The sequence below is a fragment of the Streptomyces sp. NPDC000404 genome, assembly GCF_040300365.1.
Classification (GTDB): domain Bacteria; phylum Actinomycetota; class Actinomycetes; order Streptomycetales; family Streptomycetaceae; genus Streptomyces; species Streptomyces ramulosus.
On sequence record NZ_JBEPDN010000004.1, the window covers coordinates 2,130 to 21,116 of the forward strand.

General features: G+C 72.3%; 1 protein-coding gene (cut by a window edge). It reads left to right on the top strand.

Going from position 1 to position 18,987, the window contains the following annotated elements; translation table 11 throughout:
- Positions 1 to 18,987: the 5' portion of a protein-glutamine glutaminase family protein gene (locus ABT345_RS08345; protein WP_345087404.1), read on the top strand. The gene runs 17,646 nt beyond the window's last position; the window shows 18,987 of its 36,633 coding nt (coding positions 1-18,987); its start codon is at positions 1 to 3; its stop codon lies off the right edge, out of view.

An 18,987-nucleotide genomic window follows, 5' to 3' on the forward strand; every position in this document is an offset into this window, starting at 1 on the left:
ATGTACGAACCCGATCCGACCGTCACCGACAGCATCTACGCGCTCGGCAACGCGTGGATCGACTTCAGCGACCAGCTGTGGGAGGAAATGTCGACCATGGACTCGGCCGTCCACGGCATGCAGTGGAGCGGCGATGCCAACAACGTCGTCCAGGACTCCTGGAACACCCTGCACAACACGCGCATGCAGGTGGCCGTGGACGCGGCGCGGGACGTCGGCAACAAGATCAACGCGTTCGGCGACTACATCAAGCAGCTGCAGGCGGAGGAGCTGCACGCCGCGCAGATGGAGTCGATCAAGGCGCTGATCGAGTTCTTCCTGCCCGCCATCGCCGCCATCGGCCTGGCGGTGCTGCTGCCGCTCAGCTCGATCCTCACGGCGATGACCGCGGTGCTGGAGGCCATGGGCGCGGTCATCGAGGGCGCGGCCGCCGCGGCGGTCTTCGCCGCCGGCGTCGCCACCGACGTGGCCATCCAGGCCGGTGCCCAGATCGGTTTCGACATGGCCGCGCAGGAGCTGGCCTCCGCCGTCACCGGCACCGAGCGGCCCGACTTCTCGAAGGCCGAGTGGTGGAAGAACGAGGCCCTCAACGCGGGCCTCGCGGGCGCCGGCAGCCTCATCGGCCCGGCCATCAAGGGCGCCGGGATGGCGAAGAAGGGCCTCGGCGACCTCAGCTTCGGCGGCGGCTCCTCGGTCGAGGCGCCCAACGTCAAGCCCCCGGAGATGACCACGCCCAACGGCGGCGGCGTCACCGGCGCGCCCCCCACCGGCTTCGGCGGGAGCGCCACGCCGTCGCTCAAGTCGCCGGGCGGGATGACGCCGGTCGGCGGTGCGAAGGGCTTCGGCGGCGCCGCGGAGAACACACCGTTCACGCCGAACGGGCCGACACCCGGCAAGGGCGGGCCCGGCGAGACCTTCACGGGCGGCCCGAAGGGCGTGCCCGCCAAGACCGACGGCGGACTCGTCGGCGGCAAGACCACGGTCGAGCCGGGCCAGACCAACCCGAACATCACCCGCCCCAACCCCTCGGCCACCGGCGGTCCGGGCACCAAGAACACCCTCGCCACCTCGCCGAACCCCGCCCACGCCGAGACCTCGTCCGCCGTGGGCCAGCAGCACTCCCCGACCACGTCCAAGACGGCCGCCCCGAACGAGACCGCCCACCCGTCCTCGTCCGGTGAGAAGAACACCGGCACGCCGCAGACCGTCACCAAGCAGTCCGGCACGCAGGCGAACGAGCACGCCCCGGGCAACCAGACGGCGAAGACGGGCCCAGCCGAGCAGCAGAACTCCGCCCACTCCCCGACGCCCACGAAGACGTCGGAACACGTCGAGCAGGCCCCCGGCAAGTCCGCCGGCGAGGGTGGCAAGGCCGAGTCGGGCATCGGCGAGGAAGGCAGCCACCAGCAGCAGACCGGCGCCAAGGGCACGCCGGTCAAGGCCGAGGGCGACGGGTCCGGCCTGCCCACCCTCCGCGACCGCGACGAGGGCAAGCCGTTCACGCTCGGCAAGGCGACGGCCGAGGACGCCGTCACCGTCGCCTCCCGGGACCACCAGGTCACGGTGGGGTCCAAGGAGCAGGTGGCCAAGGTCCACGAGACGCCCGTGGGGCAGTCGGCGAAGACCGAGAACGTCACCGGCACCGCCCGGACGGACCACTCCTCCGCCGTCACCCAGGGCGCGGAGAAGCACAACTCGGTGCCGGAGAAGACCACCTCGGTGTCCGAGAAGACCACCCCGGTGCCGGAGAAGACCACCGGTGGGAAGTCCACGGTCACGGAGAACGCCTCGACGACCGCCTCTCCGGACCGGACCACGGCGACGGAGAAGGCCACCGCCCAGGACAAGGGCGCCTCACCGGTGAAGGCGGAGAAGCAGGAGCAGAGCCCGCACGCCCAGAAGCAGGAGGGCCAGGGCGCGGCGGTGAAGGAACCGGCCGGGACGAAGGACACCGGGAAGGCGTCCGCCACCGCCAAGGAGACGCAGTCCCAGACCTCGTCGACGCCCACCTCGTCGAAGGGGGGCGCCGCCGACAAGGCCGGCGAGCACCGGCCGGCGAAGGAGGAGACGAAGTCCGGGGCGGAGACGAAGGCCTCCGCGGAGAACACCGAGCACACCTCCGCCTCCTCCGGCACGAAGAGCGGCGAGCACCACCAGGTGGGGGCCGAGGGCGAGAAGAAGGCCACCGCCGAGCACCAAACCGCCTCGCACGCGCCGGAGGCGGACCCCCTCAAGGGCGAAGGGCACCCCGGGCCCGTCACGAAGCACGACGTGGGCGAGGCCACCCAGGGCGCGGCCACGGAGCAGGCCCACCAGGCGTCCGCCTTCGACCGGCTCGCGGACAAGTTCTCGGCGGCCCGGAAGCAGGCCAGGTGGGACGAGGTCAGCGGCTCGGTGAAGAAGGAGTTCGCCGACCGGCTCAAGGCCACCGACCAGATCAAGGAAGTGGCGTCGGCGAAGCACCTCGACGAGGGACTGGCCAAGGCGCAGAAGGAGTTCACCAAGACCGCCGGCACCTCCAAGGCGCTCAAGGGCCTGAGCGGCGAGGAGCGGCAGTCGGTCTTCGACAAGGTCGTGGACGAGCTGCGCGGCAAGCACGAGAAGATCTTCCAGGACCTCCGCGACAACCCGCACGTCACCTCGGCCGAGGTCGCCAAGGCCGAGAGCCGGTGGCAGCGCGAGCTGAGCCGGATGAACGACACCTACCGCGGGCGCGCCCAGCTGTTCCGTATGGAGGAGCGGATCGGGCAGCAGATCGACGAGCTGGTGCGCACGGCGAAGTCGGAGTGGAAGGGGCTGGACAAGGAGTTCGCCGACTCCGCCGTCAAGGAGTACCGCGCCGGCCTCGAACAGGCCGCCGAGGCCTCCTACGGGCCGCTGAAGGAGAAGCCGCACTGGCAGGTCCCGGACGCACGGGACCGGTTCACGTCGATGGCCGATGACATCAAGAAGGGGATCATCGACCAGACCATCCGGAAGAACGCGTTCGACGACATCCTGGGCAAGACGCACGCGGACATCGACAGCAGGCTGGCCGCGGCCCGGGACCTCGACACCGGCTGGTCCCACAGCGATCTGAAGGCCCTCGGCGACCGCTACCACGACGGCGCCCGGAACCACTTCGCGAAGATGGCCGGGGAGGAGGGCGCCAAGACGCTCCACAAGCCGCTGCCGAAGAAGCTCACGCCCAAGCTCAGCGGCAAGGAGCTGAAGGCCGCCGAGGACAAGGCGCTCAGGAAGTGGGGCGCCGAGCACGACAACATCGTCAAGCAGCTCGACGCCGAACTGCAGGCGGCCCAGGACGTCCGGCAGTTCGTCTCGGAGCTGCCGTCCGTCCTCGACGACAAGCTGGTGCACACCACCTTCAAGGACCTCGGGCACGGCTCCGCAGGCCGGTGGCAGCACACCGACAGCGTCCACGCCTCGCTCAAGAACGACGCGGAGCAGCTGCTCGCCGACATCCGGAACAAGCCGGTGGGCGCCGAGGCGTCGGACCTCTCGGCCCAGGCCGCGTCCGGGCTGTCCAAGCTGGACGCGAGCATCGCCGACCGCTTCCGGTTCGAGGCCAGGGCCCACGGCCTGTGGGACCCCCACGGCCCCACGGCCCTGCCGCACTCCACGGAACTCGGCCGGCAGGGCGACTGGGTGCGCTCCCGGCTGGAGGACCTCGCGAAGGAGGCGGTGGCCGACGCCCGCAAGGGGCTCGGCAGCACCGGCTACTCCGCCGCGCACGTCAACGACGCGGTGACCAAGCTCGACGCGTCGCTGACCGGTATCAAGAACTCGGCACACGAGCTGGCGCAGACCGCCGAGCGGCTGCCGAAGGTGACCGCCGAGGCCGAGCAGGCCTGGCATGACCTCGTCGCCGGGCGGAGCGACATCGACCCCGCCGTGGCACAGCAGCTGAAGACGGACTTCCAGCACACCTGGGTGTCCGGTTTCGACAAGGTCTACGCGGACGGCCGCCTCAACGGCGGCGGCTGGGCCTCCCCCGGGCCGCACGGCTCGTCCTACGCGCACCCCGCTCTGGCGGCCCAGCACGCCGCGGCCAAGGAACAGCTCCTCGGCCACTACCAGCACGTGCTGGACGTGTCCGAGGAACGCAACATCCACCTGCGGAAGCTCGCCTCCGACGTGGAGAAGGCGGCCGCCGGCTGGAAGCCGCTGGACCAGCGGCTCGCGACGGCGCAGGGCGCCGTGGACAAGGCCGTCCTCAACGAGGCCAAGGCGACGGCGGACTTCCGCGAGCTGACCGAGCGTCCCGTCCCGGAGCTGACGCCCGCGGACGTCAAGGCGGTCCTGGCCGACGTCACGGCCGACCTCCACACGGAGTTCGACAAGCTCGTCAAGGCGCCCGGCCCCGGCAAGGTCGTCGAGCCCGAGTCCCTGATCCGGTCCTGGTCGGACATCCACAAGAAGCTCATCGACGGTCTGCCGGAGCGCTTCGACGCCCGGACCCGCGGGCCGGTTTTCGACCCGGCCGTCACCAAGGCGTTCGACGAGCACCTGGCCGCCGCCGGGTCCGGGCAGCAGCTGCCCAAGGACCTCGTCGACCTCGTCAAGTCCAAGTACACCGCGGAACACCAGGCCAAGCTGGAGGCCGCGGGCGGCAAGGAGCTGTCGCCCGCCGACCTCCACGAGTTGGGCGACCCCGCCGATCGTCTCGCCTTCGCGAAGGAGGTGCAGGCACGGACCGACGCGTTCATGGAGCACTACGACACTGCCGCCGGCAAGCGGGGCGCGGACCTCACCGACGACTCCTTCCTGCACGACGGCGGCCGGGAGGGCTGGCGCCTCGGCGTCCGCGACCAGCTGCTGGACACCTACAAGGACATGCGGCAGCTGCGCGCGGACGGGATGGCGCGGCAGCAGGCCGTCGACGAGGTGCTGCACAGCAGCGCCACCCGGCTGCGCGAGCACCTGCGGGTGAAGCAGGAGGTGCTTCCGGGCATCGGGGACAAGCTGGAGGACGCCGCCTTCCGGCACGACCTCGACCCCGGTGACGCGCCCTTCGACAAGGCTCTGGAGAGTCTGGAGAAGGACCTCACGACCGCCGTGAACGACGCGTTCGCGCACCTCTCCGCGGAGCGGGGGGCCAAGGACGTCGCCGTCGGCAACGCGGTGCAGAAGAGCCGGGACGCCATCGCGCTGATGCTGGACGAGCGGGCGCTCACCAACCGGGTGAAGTACCACCTCGAAGTGGACACGCAGATCGCGAAGGTCCGTGACGCCATCGAGGGCGATCTCCTCGGCGACTACCACGAGGCCACGTTGACCCGTGTCGCGGACGAGCTGGCCGCGAAGATCGAGCAGGTCGCCGAGACACACCTCGGTGACCTGCGCACCGGCAAGCAGCTGCTGCTCGGCGGTGAACTGGACCCCGCGTTCCGCGCCTGGCGCAACGAATCCGGCGACCTCTTCGACAACCGCTACGCGTACCTCGACCGGGACGCCGCCCGCCATGACGCGGCCTTCGAGGCGGGCGAGGTCTTCGAGACGAAGTTCGGCGACCACTCCGCCGTCGCCAACACGCACGTTCCCGACTGGTACGGCAGCCAGGACGTCGTCGCCGCCTTCCGGGACGACTGGGTGGCCCTGGACGACCACTTCCGCAACCCCGGTGCCACCGATCTCCCGTCGTGGCTGGCGACGGAGAAGAACACCGTCGACGTGTTCCGGCACGGCGTCGAGAAGGCCGGGGCGGCCTACCGGCTTCAGCTGGCGGAGAAGTTCCGAGCGCAGTCCGGGAGCGAGCCGCACGGTGCGGCCGGCGCCCTCGACGGCGCGGGCGCCGGAGGAAGCGTCAAGCACTCCGTCGAGCAGCAGAAGCTCGACGGCCACGTGGCGGCGCAGGAACAGGCGCCGCAGGAGCAGACGCAGCTCCGGCCGGCCGACGGGAAGGAGACCGCCCCACCGCAGCAGACCTCCTCCAAGCAGCAGGTCCCGGGCCAGGTCCAGCAGCAGGAACAGCTCACCGCGGGGCCGAAGCCCCAGGAGCACGTCACGGTGCAGGAGCAGGCGCCGCAGCTTCAGCAGCACGCCGGCGGGAAGTCGGCCCTGCAGGAGGCCGGGGTCACGGAACTGCGCCCCGCCCGGCAGCGTTCCTGGGACCACCTCTCCCGCCTCGGCTCCGGCAACCTGGACCCCGGCTTCCTGCGGACCAGGACGGCCGGCCGGATCCAGGAGGAGTTCACGGGCCACTTCGTGCGCGCCGTCGAGCAGGGCAGCACCGACGCCGAGGCCGCCGACCTCGCCACCGAGGCGACGTCGCCCACGTGGCAGCGCGCGTACGAGAGGTGGCACGAGCAGGCCGTCGTCAAGAGCGAGTTCAGCGCAGTGCTGGCCAAGGGCCCGCTCACCCGGCGGCCGGATCTGATCGACCACAAGATCTGGGAGAACAACCTCGCCGAGCACCAGCCGCACTGGGACGACAAGGCCCGGCACTGGTACGACACCCACCTGGCCGAGCTGAAGCAGGAGTACATCGAGCTGCGGTCCGCGCAGACGCCGCAGGAGCGGGCCCAGCAGCCGTCGCCCGCGGTGGCCAAGGCGTTCCGGGCCGCCGCGCTGCGCCTGACCGACCTCGCCGAGCCCATGGGGCACCTCAGCGCGGAACTGAGCCGGCGGACCGCCGGGTTCCCCCCGTTCCGGCAGCGCTGGAGCGAGGCGACCGTCACCTGGTACGAGTCCGAACAGCACGCCCTGCGGACCCGGGCCCAGGAAGCGCTGGAGCGCGCCCCGCACGCCCTGAACAAGATCACCGGCACCTTCGCCACGCAGATGGAGGAGCTCCGCCGGATCGCCGAGTGGCGGGAGAACCCCCGGCTCGGTGACGAGGCCGCCCCGCACGCCCCGGCGCCCTCGCACGCCGCGTCCGACGACTGGCGGATCCCGGTCATGCGGACCGCCGAGCAGCAGTTGCAGACGAAGTACGAGGGCCTGCTCGAGGCGGCCGCGCGGGACGCCGCGGCCCACCGGCAGGACCAGGAGACCGTCCGGGCCTGGCTGGCGGAGAACGCGCAGGAGCTGTCGCCTCAGCAGGCCCGGCAGCTGGGCGACGATGCGCTGCGCATCCGTGAACAGGGCTCCGGCCCGCAGCAGATCCAGGAGGCGCTGGAGGACCACAAGGCGCTGGAGGCCGCACGGGCGCAGGCGCTTCAGCAGGGCCGTGCCGCGTTCGACCGCGCCGCTCACGCCTGGCGCCGCGCCCTGCCCGCGTCCGGACAGGAAGGCCCGGCCCACGCCCTCGACGACCAGCTCGTCGAGCAGGTCGTGACACAGGAGTGGGCGCGCTTCGAGCAGCAGCTCGACGGCCGCATCCGGGCGAGGTTCGCGACGGTGCACGACACCCGGGGCGGCCGCCTGCAGAAGAACCTGCGGCTGGGCGCCGAGCAGCTGGGCAAGCTGCTCGACGAGCTGCCCGCCGCGCTGGACCTGCGGGCGTTCCTCGTGTCCGAGCACGCCCGGGCCGACCAACGCTTCGATGCGGTGCGGCAGAACCTCGCCACCGAGCTGACGGAGGAGCAGCAGGCGCTGCTCACGCAGTTCGGCGCGCAGGACACCGCTCTCTCCTCGTCCGGCGCGAAGCTGCTCCGCGGCGAGCTGCACGACGCGCTGGACGCGCTCTTCCACCGGCACGCACCGGACGGTCTCGCCGCCTCGGTGCACGGCGGCGACCCGGCCGGGCTGGAGAAGTGGCAGCGGCAGTACGACGCCGTGCTGGACGAGCTGCCCCGGCGGATGGCCGCGCAGCTGGCGCGCGAGTCGGTCGTCCTGAAGTCCTGGCAGGACTTCGACGCCACGGTCGCGCAGCTGGGCGAACCGTCCGGCCTCGCGGCGCAGTTCCTCACCCACTTCCCCGCGCTCACCCCGGCCGAGGCGCTGCCGCTCGCGGCGCAGCAGCTGAGAGGCTCCTTCACGGTTTCCGTGAGCAAGGCGTTCGCCGAGACCTTCGGCGACGGCTGGGGGCCGGAGAGCTTCGAGAAGTGGGAGGCCACCTACGCGAAGCTCACCGGCGAGGAGCTGTCCTCGCAGCTGACGCTCGTCACGGCCCTGCTGTCCGCGCAGAAGCAGGCCGATGCGGTCTTCGCCGAGCAGCTCACCGACTGGGAGGCCGCGAACCCGGGCCGGACACTGGACGACGCGGCGCGCGAGCGGGCGTCCGAGGCGTTCCGGGCGCGTGTCACGGAGGCCTTCCGCAGCTCCCTGCGCGGCGCGTCGGCCGACCCCGACCAGCTCTTCGGCGGCCTGCTGACCTGGGGGCGGCGCTTCCAGCGGCTGGAGCAGGAGCTGACCGCGCATCTGTACTTCGAGGCGGACGCACCGGCCGCGCTGCAGTCCGCCGCCGACGCGTACGGGAAGCTCGCCGACGGTCTCCCGGTCGACGAGAGCGATCTCGCCCGCCTCGCCCGCGGGCACCAGGAGGAGTTCTTCGACGTCTACCGCGCGCTGTGGGCGCCGGGCGACGTCACAGCGGACTGGCTGACCGCCCACGACCAGCTCCACCAGCCGTCCGCCGCCAAGGCGCCGGCGGCCACGGCGCTGCACGAGGAGCAGACCGGCCTCGCGCCGGGGCAGCAGTCCGCCCTCGCCGAGCTGCGGCCGGGCGGCACCACTCCCCCGCTGTCCGAGCAGGTCACCGCGCCCTCGGTGCACCTCACCGCCGAGCCCGTCACCCAGGCGTCCTCCTCCGCGGCGCCGGTGACGGACCAGGCGGCCGCCGCGGCGCGTGGTGCGCAGCAGCAGTACCGGCAGGCGCAGCGCCTCGTCGTCAAGGCGCTGCGCGCCTACGACGAGCTGGTCGCGGCCGACCGGGCCGCCCGGAACGCCTCGGGGTCCGGTGCGCCGTCCCGCTTCGAGCAGGACCTCAAGAAGGCTGCCGCCAGGCTCGACATGGCGCGGGCGGCGCTGGCCGACACCGCGGCACGGCGGGAGGCGCTCCGGCGGGCCGCGCGCGATGCGTCTGCCGACCACGCCTCCGTATCCGGGCCGGCGGTGCCGGTCACGGCGCCGCTGACGCAGTCGTCGGCGCCGGTCCTGTCGCGGGACGAGGCTCCGCTCGGCGGGCTGACGGTCCCGGTGCCGGCCGAGGAGCGGGCCGCACGGGAGCTGTGGAACCTGCTCGCACCGCAACGGCCCGTCGCCCCGGAGCAGTTGGCGGCGCTGCTGCACACCTGGCCCGCGCCGGCCGACATCTTCGCCGCCGACGCCTTCGACCGCGCCTTCTTCGGCCTCGCCGCCGGCACGCTGCCCGAGGCGCTCGACCTGGCGCAGCTGCGCGGCCTGGTCGAACCGGCCACCGTGGTGCAGGTCCTGACCCACTTCTACGGCCCGCGGCACCCGAACGACGGCTGGGACATCGACCTGCGGCACACCGCCGAGGGCGTGCACACCTGGCAGTTGCCGCAGGTGCAGGCGTTCGCGCAGCTGCTCCGCTTCCAGTTGCGGCACGGCATGCCGGAGCAGGCGTTCCACCAGCTCACCTTCCTCGGGCGCGAGCCGCGCAAGGTGTGGGGGGTCGAGGACGCCTACCTGGCGTTCACCGGCACCACGCTGCGGGAGGCGCTGCACACCGCGGCGCCGTCGTCCGCCGCACGGATCGGCATGCTCCTGGGCGACGGCCCGTTCCACGAGACCGCCACCCCCGACCAGGCCCACACGTGGTACGGGGCCTTGGAACAGCTGCCCGAGCTGGGCGATCCGGCGGTGCCTCACGGGCTTGCGGAGGACGGGGGCGCTCTGCGGGCGCACCTGGCGGCGATGAAGCTCCGCCGGCTGGGCGCGCCGGTCCAGAAGATCACCGTCGCGCGGGCCGAGCCGCTGCTGACGGTCCGTTCGACGTTCGCGGACTCCCCCCTGCCGGGTGTGTCCGGCACGGTGCAGCGGCACCACCGCATCGCCGCCGGCGTCCCCGTGCAGCGGGACGGCTCCGTCGTGTTCATGGTGCTGGACACCGCACTGGCGCAGGGGCCGCTGACCGAGAAGGAATGGCTGGCCGCGATCGGCGTCACGCCGGACGAGAAGCAGATACGGCTCTCGGGCCCGGCGGGCGACGTCCTGGAACAGCTGAGCGCCGCCTACGCGGCCGCGCCCCAGGAGTGGACCGGCATCGGCGGCCGGCTCTACCCGGCGAACAAGGCCGTCACCGTCGTCACCGACCCGTTCGTCTACTTCTTCCCCTCCCCGGGGACCGCCCCGTTCACCTCGCTGCGGCAGGCGGACGAGCTGCACCGGAATCTGCGTCACACGCTCCTGCCGGCCGACCACCCGGCGCACGGCGGCACGGCCGAGCCGGACAACGACCGGATCATGCGGGAGGCGAGCCAGGACGCCGGCCTGGCGTCCTGGGCGAGCGGCGAGCTGTTCGTCCCGGAGCACGACACGCAGGGCGCCGCGCAGTCCCGCCCGGAGTCGTCCCGTCCGGAGTCGTCGCGTCCGCGGAAGACGGTCGGGGCGTGGCTGTGGAACGCCGGTGTCACTGAGCGCGCACAGCGGCTGTCCGCCACCTTCGGCATCACCATCGGCCCCGAGGAGGAGGGCGGCCCGCAGTTCAGCCACTCGATGCTGAACCGGATCGAGAAGGTGCTGCGGACCCTGCCCCGGCAGGATGTCGCGGACAACCCGTGGCTCAACGCCGTGGTGCACGACGTGAGCGGCGATCCCACCAGCGCCTTCGTCTTCTGGGACAAGCACGTCCGGTTCAGCCGTCCGTTCCGTATGCCGTCCTGGCTCTACACGGAGCTGGGCCGGGGCGGTGCCTTCCAGCGGTGGCTGATGGATGTCGCCGCGCTGGGCGGCTACCCGGAGATACCCCGCCTGGAGATCCTGGGCCTGCGCAAGCCGCGCCGCCATGTGATGGCCGGTGTCTCCGATGTACTGGCCCACGGCAATCTCGCGGAGTGGACGCTGCGGCACGAGGTGGGTCACTCGGTCGACGCGCGGCTCAACTGGAGCCAGAACGAGGCGAGGTTGCCGGAGTTCGGCGGCTGGCGCACCCATGGGCTCCTCCAGGGGCGCCAGGAGATCTCCGAGGTATACCTCGGCGCCGTGGGTATCACCGCCGACCACCCGCGGTACGAGCAGCTGCTCAACGGCGTGATGGACCGCATCGAGCCGGATCCGGAGTCCGGCGCCCCCGACCCGAAGAAGGTCGCGGCGATCCCGTCGGCGCTCGCGGGCACCGACCAGGAGCTGTTCGCGGCGCTGTCGGAGCTGGCCGAGCGGGTCAAGGCGGCGATGCGTCACCCGTGGACGCTCGACGACGGCGGGGCGTCGTACGCGATCGACGGGCGCATCTACCAGATCAACAAGTACACCGGCGAGTGGATCAGCTATCTCGCCGAGGCCCGCGCCCACGCGGTGTCCAACTACCAGTTCTCCACGGTTGACGAGTGGTTCGCCGAGGCGTACGCGGCGTACCACGACCCGCGGACGGAGAACCCGCCGTACCAGCGCCTGCACCCGGCGGTGCAGGAGTGGTTCGCGAAGCACTCCCCCCGGCAGACGGTGGTGGTCCAGGAATCCGATCGGGCGGGGCTCCGGCTGACGACGGTGGACGGCGAGGTCGTCGACGCCGCCGACCTCGACAACCTGGTGATCGTCGAGCCCGGCACCAACAAGCCCGTGGGCCGCTCGTTCCACACCGAGGAGGAGACGCTCGACCGGGCGCGGACGCATGTCGATCTCGATCTGACCAATCCGCACTTCGCGCACTTCTCCCCGGAGCGGTGGGAGAACGGCGACCACACCGTGTCGCTGGACGCACTCGACACCGTGCCCTGGCAGCCCGGCGACGAGCTGTACCTGGCGCTGCTGCACGCCGAGAAGGGCTGGGTGACCGTCTCGGCCAACGACACGCCGGTCCGCCTGTCCGCGGAGGAGTTCGGCAAGAACGTGCTCCGCAGGCGCCCCAGCCTCAAGGACCTCCACGCCCGCACCAAGGGCGACGCCTGGATCGTGCTGGCCGCCTGCGAGGCGGGGGCCGTGGACGCGAACGGCGTGTCGATCGCGCAGACCATCGCCGATGTGACCGGTATGAAGGTCGCGGCCACGACCACCAAGGTCGCACTCACCCCTGGTGTGAAGGAATTCAGCTTCCTCGTCTACCCCGACGCCCTCGGCAACCGGGGCGAGTTCCTGGCGTTCCACCCGCACGGCTCCGTCACGTCGCAGCACGCCGTCACGTCGCAGCACGCCGGCCCGTCCACCGAGCCGCCCCGGCTCGTCGAGATACCGCAGCCGGTGCCGCAGAGCACGCCGCTGCCCCTCACCACGACCGGCACCGCCGGCACCTCGCTCGGCGCCGGCGCGCCGCTGACCCATTCCGCGCCCCCGCTCCACCCGGAGACCGTCACCGAGAGCGATGAGACCGTGACGCACGAGGGCGGTCCGGGCGACGCATGGGAGCAGGTGCCGTTCGCGGACGCCTTCACCGTCCGCAACGGTCAGCTGCGGAAGATGGCCGCGTTCCTCGCGGAGGATCTCCGCCAGGCGGGCCCGGGATCGGCTTCGCTGCTGGTGGTGGACGTGGAGGGGCCGCAGGTCTTCCAGCTGTACGCCGCCAACTTCGACGGCACGGTGCTCTGGGTCCGCGCCGACGGCACGACGGTGTACCGGACGGCGGACCTGCCGTTCACCACGGAGTCGGCCCATGCCCTCAGCCTCGATCTGAAGGCCGACGGCACGCCGCTGGGGAGCAGCGGCGACGCCAAGACGTACCCCGAGGTGCTCTCGGGCATCCGGGAGCGCTTCACCGTGGTCAGCGGCCCCTCGCTGCTCGGCGAGCCGGACGCGGAGGCGCTGGAGGGCCTGGCGGACCTCTTCGACAAGCCCGTCCCGCCGATCGGGTTCGGTGCGGCGTACGGCACCGACGCCGCCGACGCGCAGTACCCCCTCGGCATGTTCGGCACCGTCCTGGCCTTCCACGGCGTCCGCTTCGACGGCGCCCGGCTGCCGCACACCGGGCAGCAGCTCACCGGCGGGCCGCACACCGGCTTCGAGGACCTGGTCGTCGGGCTGCTGCCGCAGGTCGACGCGGCGCTCCGCGGCGCGCTGGAGACCTCCGTGCGTGCCCAGGTCCGGGCTCTGATCGCGCAGTTGGGGGCCCGGGACTTCGCCCGGCGGCTCGTCGACGGCGGGCTGGACCTGCTCGTCGCGGGCGCCCGCCGCTCCGAGCACACCGTCCGGGTCCGGATCACCGACATCGTGCGGGACCGCGCCTCGCTCATCGAGGCGCCCTACCGCCCGCACGGCGAGAAGAGCATCGGCCTGCAGGAAGCCGGGTCGAACCGTTCGACGGGGACCGGCGAGAGCGTGGGCAACAGCCGCGGCCTCAGCGCGGGCGTCAAGATTCCGCAGTCGGTCAGCGGTGCCGCCGTCACGTCCAAGGCCGGCGTCGGCCTGTCGTCGTCGCAGTCGCACGGGCAGAGCCGCAGCGTCAACGCGTACAGCAATCCCTCGTTGGGGCTCAGCGGTGAGCTGTCGCACTTCTCCTTCGCGGACGCCCAGCTGGTCGTCACCACGACCGGTCCGGGGGTGCTGCCGGCGGAGCAGACGCACCGGGCGTCCGGCGACCTCCACGTCGCCTTCCCGACGGAGCTGGTGGCGCTCGCCACCGACGACTCCGGCACGCAGTGGCACGCCCACCTGGGCGACCGGCCCGGCCCGCACGCCACCACCCGGCTCACCGCCGAGCTGCTGCGGTTCTTCTTCATCCCCCAGCAGGTCGGCGGCGTGGGCGCGATCCGCGACCAGCTGCTCGGCGATTACCACACCGACGCCCGTCCGGGCAGTGCGCTGCACGAGTTCCTGCACAACCGGATCAACGAGCTGAACTTCCTCAGCGACCTCACCCGCATCCTGGACGGCGGGATGCCGCTGCCGGAAACGGCGCTCAGCGGCGGCAAGAGCCTGACCACCCGGCTGCGGGGCCGGATGCTCGGTGCCCGGCGCATCGGCGGGCCCTCCGCCGTCCCGGCGGTCCTCAACAGCCGCTGGCTGGAACTGCAGGGCGCCTCGACCAGCTCCGGCAGCGGCTTCTCGATCACCGGCAGCGTCTCGTCCGGCCCGGAGGCCGGGCAGCTGCCGTCGTGGCTCTCGCTGTCGGCGCCGGTGAAGCTCGACCTCGGCACGTCGACGTCGTTCAGCACCTCCGGCGACACGGGCGGCGGCCGCTGGCACTCCGTCCGCTACAACGGCAACACCGTGCCGTACCTCCTGGACCTGGAGATCGAGTCCGGTTCGCGGCCCCTCGGCGACCCCGTCGGCCGTGAGCACACCACCCGTGTGTCCGTCGTCATCCGGGTGCCCGAGGAGCTGGCCGACGCGTTCCAGGAGACGCTGAGCCGCGTCGTCGGCGAGGAGACGCAGGCCACGGACGCGGTGGAGAACACCGCCGCCTCCGGTCCGCTGCCGCTCACCTTCGCCCCCGAGCCCCACGCGCCGCAGCCGGTCATCCCCGCCGGGCTGAGCACGCCGCAGGGCAGTGCGGGGCTCCACGGCCCGGTCGGCCTGTCGGGGCTCACCCAGACGTCCGACACCGGACGGCACACCCCCACCGACATCCGGGCGCAGCTGATCCGGCAGTTCCTGGAGGGCGAGCGGGCCACCGGCATGCCGGAGTGGACGGCGGCCGAGCTGCGGTCCTTCGACACCTTCGTCGACACGCACTTCCACACGCAGTCGCTGAACGCCCGCTTCACCGAGCTGTTCGGCGAGGACGGACTCCACCGCACCCTGATGCGGCCGCTGGCCACCGGGGACACCGAGGTGATCCGCTTCCATGTGCGCGCCGAGCGGGTGGCCGGCGAGGACGGCGTCACGCCGCTGTCCGCCCTGTATCTGAAGCACGCGGGCTGGGATCTGTGGCCCAGCGCGATGCGGGACTTCACCAACTCCGAGTCGCACGGCTCCACGGCCGGGCTGACGCTGGGGGTGTCGAGCGGCTGGGGCGAGAACGTCGGCCACGAGAGCGACGTCAAGCTGTTCTCGCGCGGCAGGACCGACAAGAACGGTCTGACCTCGTACGCGTATGTGATCTCCGGTCTCAACTATTCGGGCCCCGCCCACCAGTTGACCTACCGGACGGTGCTGTACACCTCCGTCACCGTCGAGCGGATCGCGGCGCCGCGGCCGCTGGGGACGCTGAACAGGGCGCTGCACAAGCTGAGCGCGGCGGCGCACCAGGAGACCGCGCCGCCGTCCGTGCACACCACGCCCGTCCGGACGGTCACCGGTGAGGCGCGGTGGCTGGTCCCGGTGACCGTCCAGGACCAGGCGGCCCCGGTGCCGGGGGCGCCGCGGCTGACGACGGGCTCCGGTCCGTTCACGCTGACCCAGTACGACCGGGTGCTCGGCGTCGCCGACGCGGCCCGGGTGCGCGCGCAGGCGCTGGAGCTGCTCGTGGAGCAGGGCGTCCCGCTCCACCAGGCGCGCACGCACCTCGAAACGGCCCTCAGCCACGACCAGTTGGTCGCCGCGCTGCACATCGGTTCCGGCGCGGGCGCGCTGCACATGGTGCTGGACGGGGTCCTCACCGACCGCAAGGTGCGGTTGGACTACGAGGCGCAGCTCTCCGACATGACGGACTCCACGGAGACCATCGAGCTGAGCACCATGGACCTCGCCGAGTACTCGGCGGGCTTCTCCGGCACCCGCAGCGTCACCACCAACCACGGCAACCACACGCACTCCGCCACCGTCTCCGGCGGGTCCGGCGAGCTGACCGGCGGCGCGGGTTACGCCAAGGCGTACTCCCCCAGCAAGAGCCGGAGCGTCTCGGAGATCACCAACGTCAACCCGGGCCGCTACATCGCACACGACAAGGTGCCGCACCGCACCCGGACCGCCCGGGTGGTGTGGAAGCTGACCGTCCGGGCGCAGAACGTCAATCAGCTGGGCGGCTGGTCGCCGGTCGACCGGCAGGTCGAGGTCGCCGTCGACAACGGCATCACCTTCCTCAGCCCGCAGTGGCCGACGGCCGACCCGGACCTGCTGGCGCTCGTGCCCGCGACCCTCCCGGTCTCCTCGATCCCGGCCGTCGCGGCCGGCGAGCGCTTCCTCTCCCCCGTGGAGCTGTCGCCGAGGTCCCGCGCGCTCGGCCACACCCCGCAGAGCCCGGCCGCCCTCTTCGAGCTGCTCAAGCAGAAGATCGGGGAACTGTTCGGCGACCACGCCGACGAGGCGTTCGAGCACCGCTGGGTGCAGGGCCCGCACCCGCAGGGCGCGACCGCGCCGCCGCCGGCGCTCTCCGGCTCGCTGGACTCCGTCCTCGCGCCGCGCAGCCTGCACGCGATGGCGCCCGCGATGCTCGGCGCGGGCATGGTCCTGCACACCGTGGTGCCCGGACCGCTGCACAGCAAGCACTACCAGATCAGGTTCCGCTACCGGCGCGACCCGCAGCAGCAAGGTGCGCGCTTCAACCAGCAGCTGGTCGACGGCACCATCAGCAACTACAAGCAGTGGAACACCGCCGAGGACCTCGCCCTCACCCTCGGCCGGAGCACCGGCCACACCCTCACCGGCATGTTCTCCGCCGCCACGGTCTCCTACAACCGCTCGGCCAGCTCCTCGGAGAGCCGGAGTGCGCGGCGGCTGACGCGCCGCCACGACGGTCTCACCGTCGCGGGCCCGCTGGCGGGCTTCCTGCTCGACGGTGAGCTGGAGATCACGCTGGAGAAGACGGTCGTGCCCTCGCGGGGCGCCAACACCGCCACCGTCGACCTGGCCCGGCGGACCACGCGGCTCTACGAAGCCCTCAGCCACCGCACGCACCAGGTGCGGATCCCGGTGCGCGAGCAGCTCGCGATCCCGCTCTCCGCGCTCCGGCTGACGCCGGCGCTGTCGGTGCCGCGTCCGCTGGCGACGCGGCTGGTCGAGCCGGCCGACACGCTGGAGTTCTGGAACGCGGTGACCCGCCACCAGGTCGCGGCGACCGCGCTGAGCAGCAAGAAGATCGGCGTGACGGTCAATCCGGAAGCGCTGCGGAAGCTGTTCGACACCGGCGTCCAGCTGCTGCTGGAGAGGTCCGGCGGCAGGTCCAGGGACCTCGTCAAGAACGGCGGGTTCGCGCAGGGCGGCATGATGCGCCTCTTCGACCTGAACGTGCTGACGCGCCACCTGGAGCTGCACGGTCTGAACGGCACGCCGATGGTCGTGGGCCCGGACCTGCGGGCGGCCGGCGGCCCCTTCACCGACACCGTCGGTGTGCTGCGCATCGCCGTCGTCCCCGCCCGGCTCGGCGATTCGCTGGGCTGGCTGGAGGTGACGACGGAGCGCAGCGACTACGGGTCCCAGAACAACGGGCTGACGTCGGGCCACGGCCGGGGCACCGGTCTCTCCGTCGGTCTCGGCCGGACCTTCGGGCCCGCGGCACCGAACGTCGGGGTGTCGTACGACAAGTCCGTCAGCGATTCCGTCACCAGCTCCGGCTGGGCGATGCACCGCGTCGAGGGCGCGGCGCGCAGCACGTATGTGCACCAGCACGACTACACGGACGCGTATGTCGTGCTGTGGCTGGACACCACCAACCGGCGCGACAAGCTCCACTACGGCGGCGGCCGGATCCGGCACGTCTTCAAGGTCCCGGACCTGCTGTCCCTGTGGTTCACCCCGGAGGCCACCCTGCTGGGCCTGGGCGGGTTGCCCGGCTCCGCGATCCGTACGCCGGCCGGCTACTACGTGCCGTCCCGGAAGGCCGACGGCGAGGACGACGCGGCGCTGCTCGATCTGCTCCGCGCCCAGCAGCTGGCTCCCACACAGGGCGCCCTCGTCTGGCAGGCGACCGCCGAGGGGGACGGCGCCGTCCTCGCGTACGGCACCGTGCTGAGCCGCGAGGCGTTCGAGACGCGGTACGTCCTCCCCGAGCTGGGCCGTGACTCGGAGACCATGGACCACGTCCTGACCTGGGGCGAACCGGACGCGGACGGCACCGTCCTGATCACCGCCCGGGCCCCCGTGACCGCCCCGTCGGCAGCGTCGTCGCGGAGCGGGGCGTCCACGGGCGCAAACGTGGGCGGTCAGCAGGAGGAGCAGGGTCACCGGAACCCGCCGGTGACGGTCCTGGACTGGTCCCACCTCAACACGGATGCCCAGCAGGACAAGGTGCTGGCCGAGAGCGGGCTGCGGCCGGTGAGCATCCCCGGCGACGGCGACTGCTACTTCCGCGCCGTGTTCCAGACGATCACCCCCGGCCACCGGCTCACCCCGGCCGAGATCCGGGAGATCCGCGCCACGCTCGGCGCCGAGCTGCAGACTCTGCTCAAGGGCTACGACCCGGAGTTCTGGCACCCGCTGGCGAACCTGCTGGCGCCGCCCGGGTCCGACGGCACCTACGTCCTCCCGCAGGTGATCCAGGACTACGCGGCCCGCCGACCCGGGCTGGCGGCCCGGCTGGGGGACGGGGAGATCGCCGCCTGGCGCGAGGCCGTCAACCACACCTCCGTCCGCGAGACGCTGCTGGAGGACGTGACGACGCCGGGCCGCTACCACTCCACCGGCGGCGACCTCTTCCCGATGCTGTTCGCGCGGGCCTACCCCCACATCAACGTGTCCGTCCTGCACCGGGGCGCCACCGGTTGGCACCACCTCCTCGGCGACGAGAAGCCGGTCCACATCGTCCGCGTCTACCTGGGCACCGGTCTCGGCTCCGCGCACTATCTCGCCACCGCCCCCCTCGTCACCGGACAGCCGCTGCCGGCGCGGGCGACGGCGAGCACCTCCGCGACCGTGACCGCCAAGGCCGCGGCGGAGACCGAGGAGCACACGGAGCACGAGCAGACCGGGACGCCGGCATCCGTCCCGGTCGAGGCGCCGGAGAAGGACGGCGCACGGCAGCCCGCCGTCCCCGCGCAGCAGCAGCTGCCCGCCCCGCCGGTGCGGCTCGGCATGGGCCAGCTGAGCGCCGGGGACCACATCGAGAAGCTGGGGCAGTCCCCGGACGAGCTGGTCGAGTCGGTGATGCCGACGCTGCGCACGGCGTTCGGCGACGAG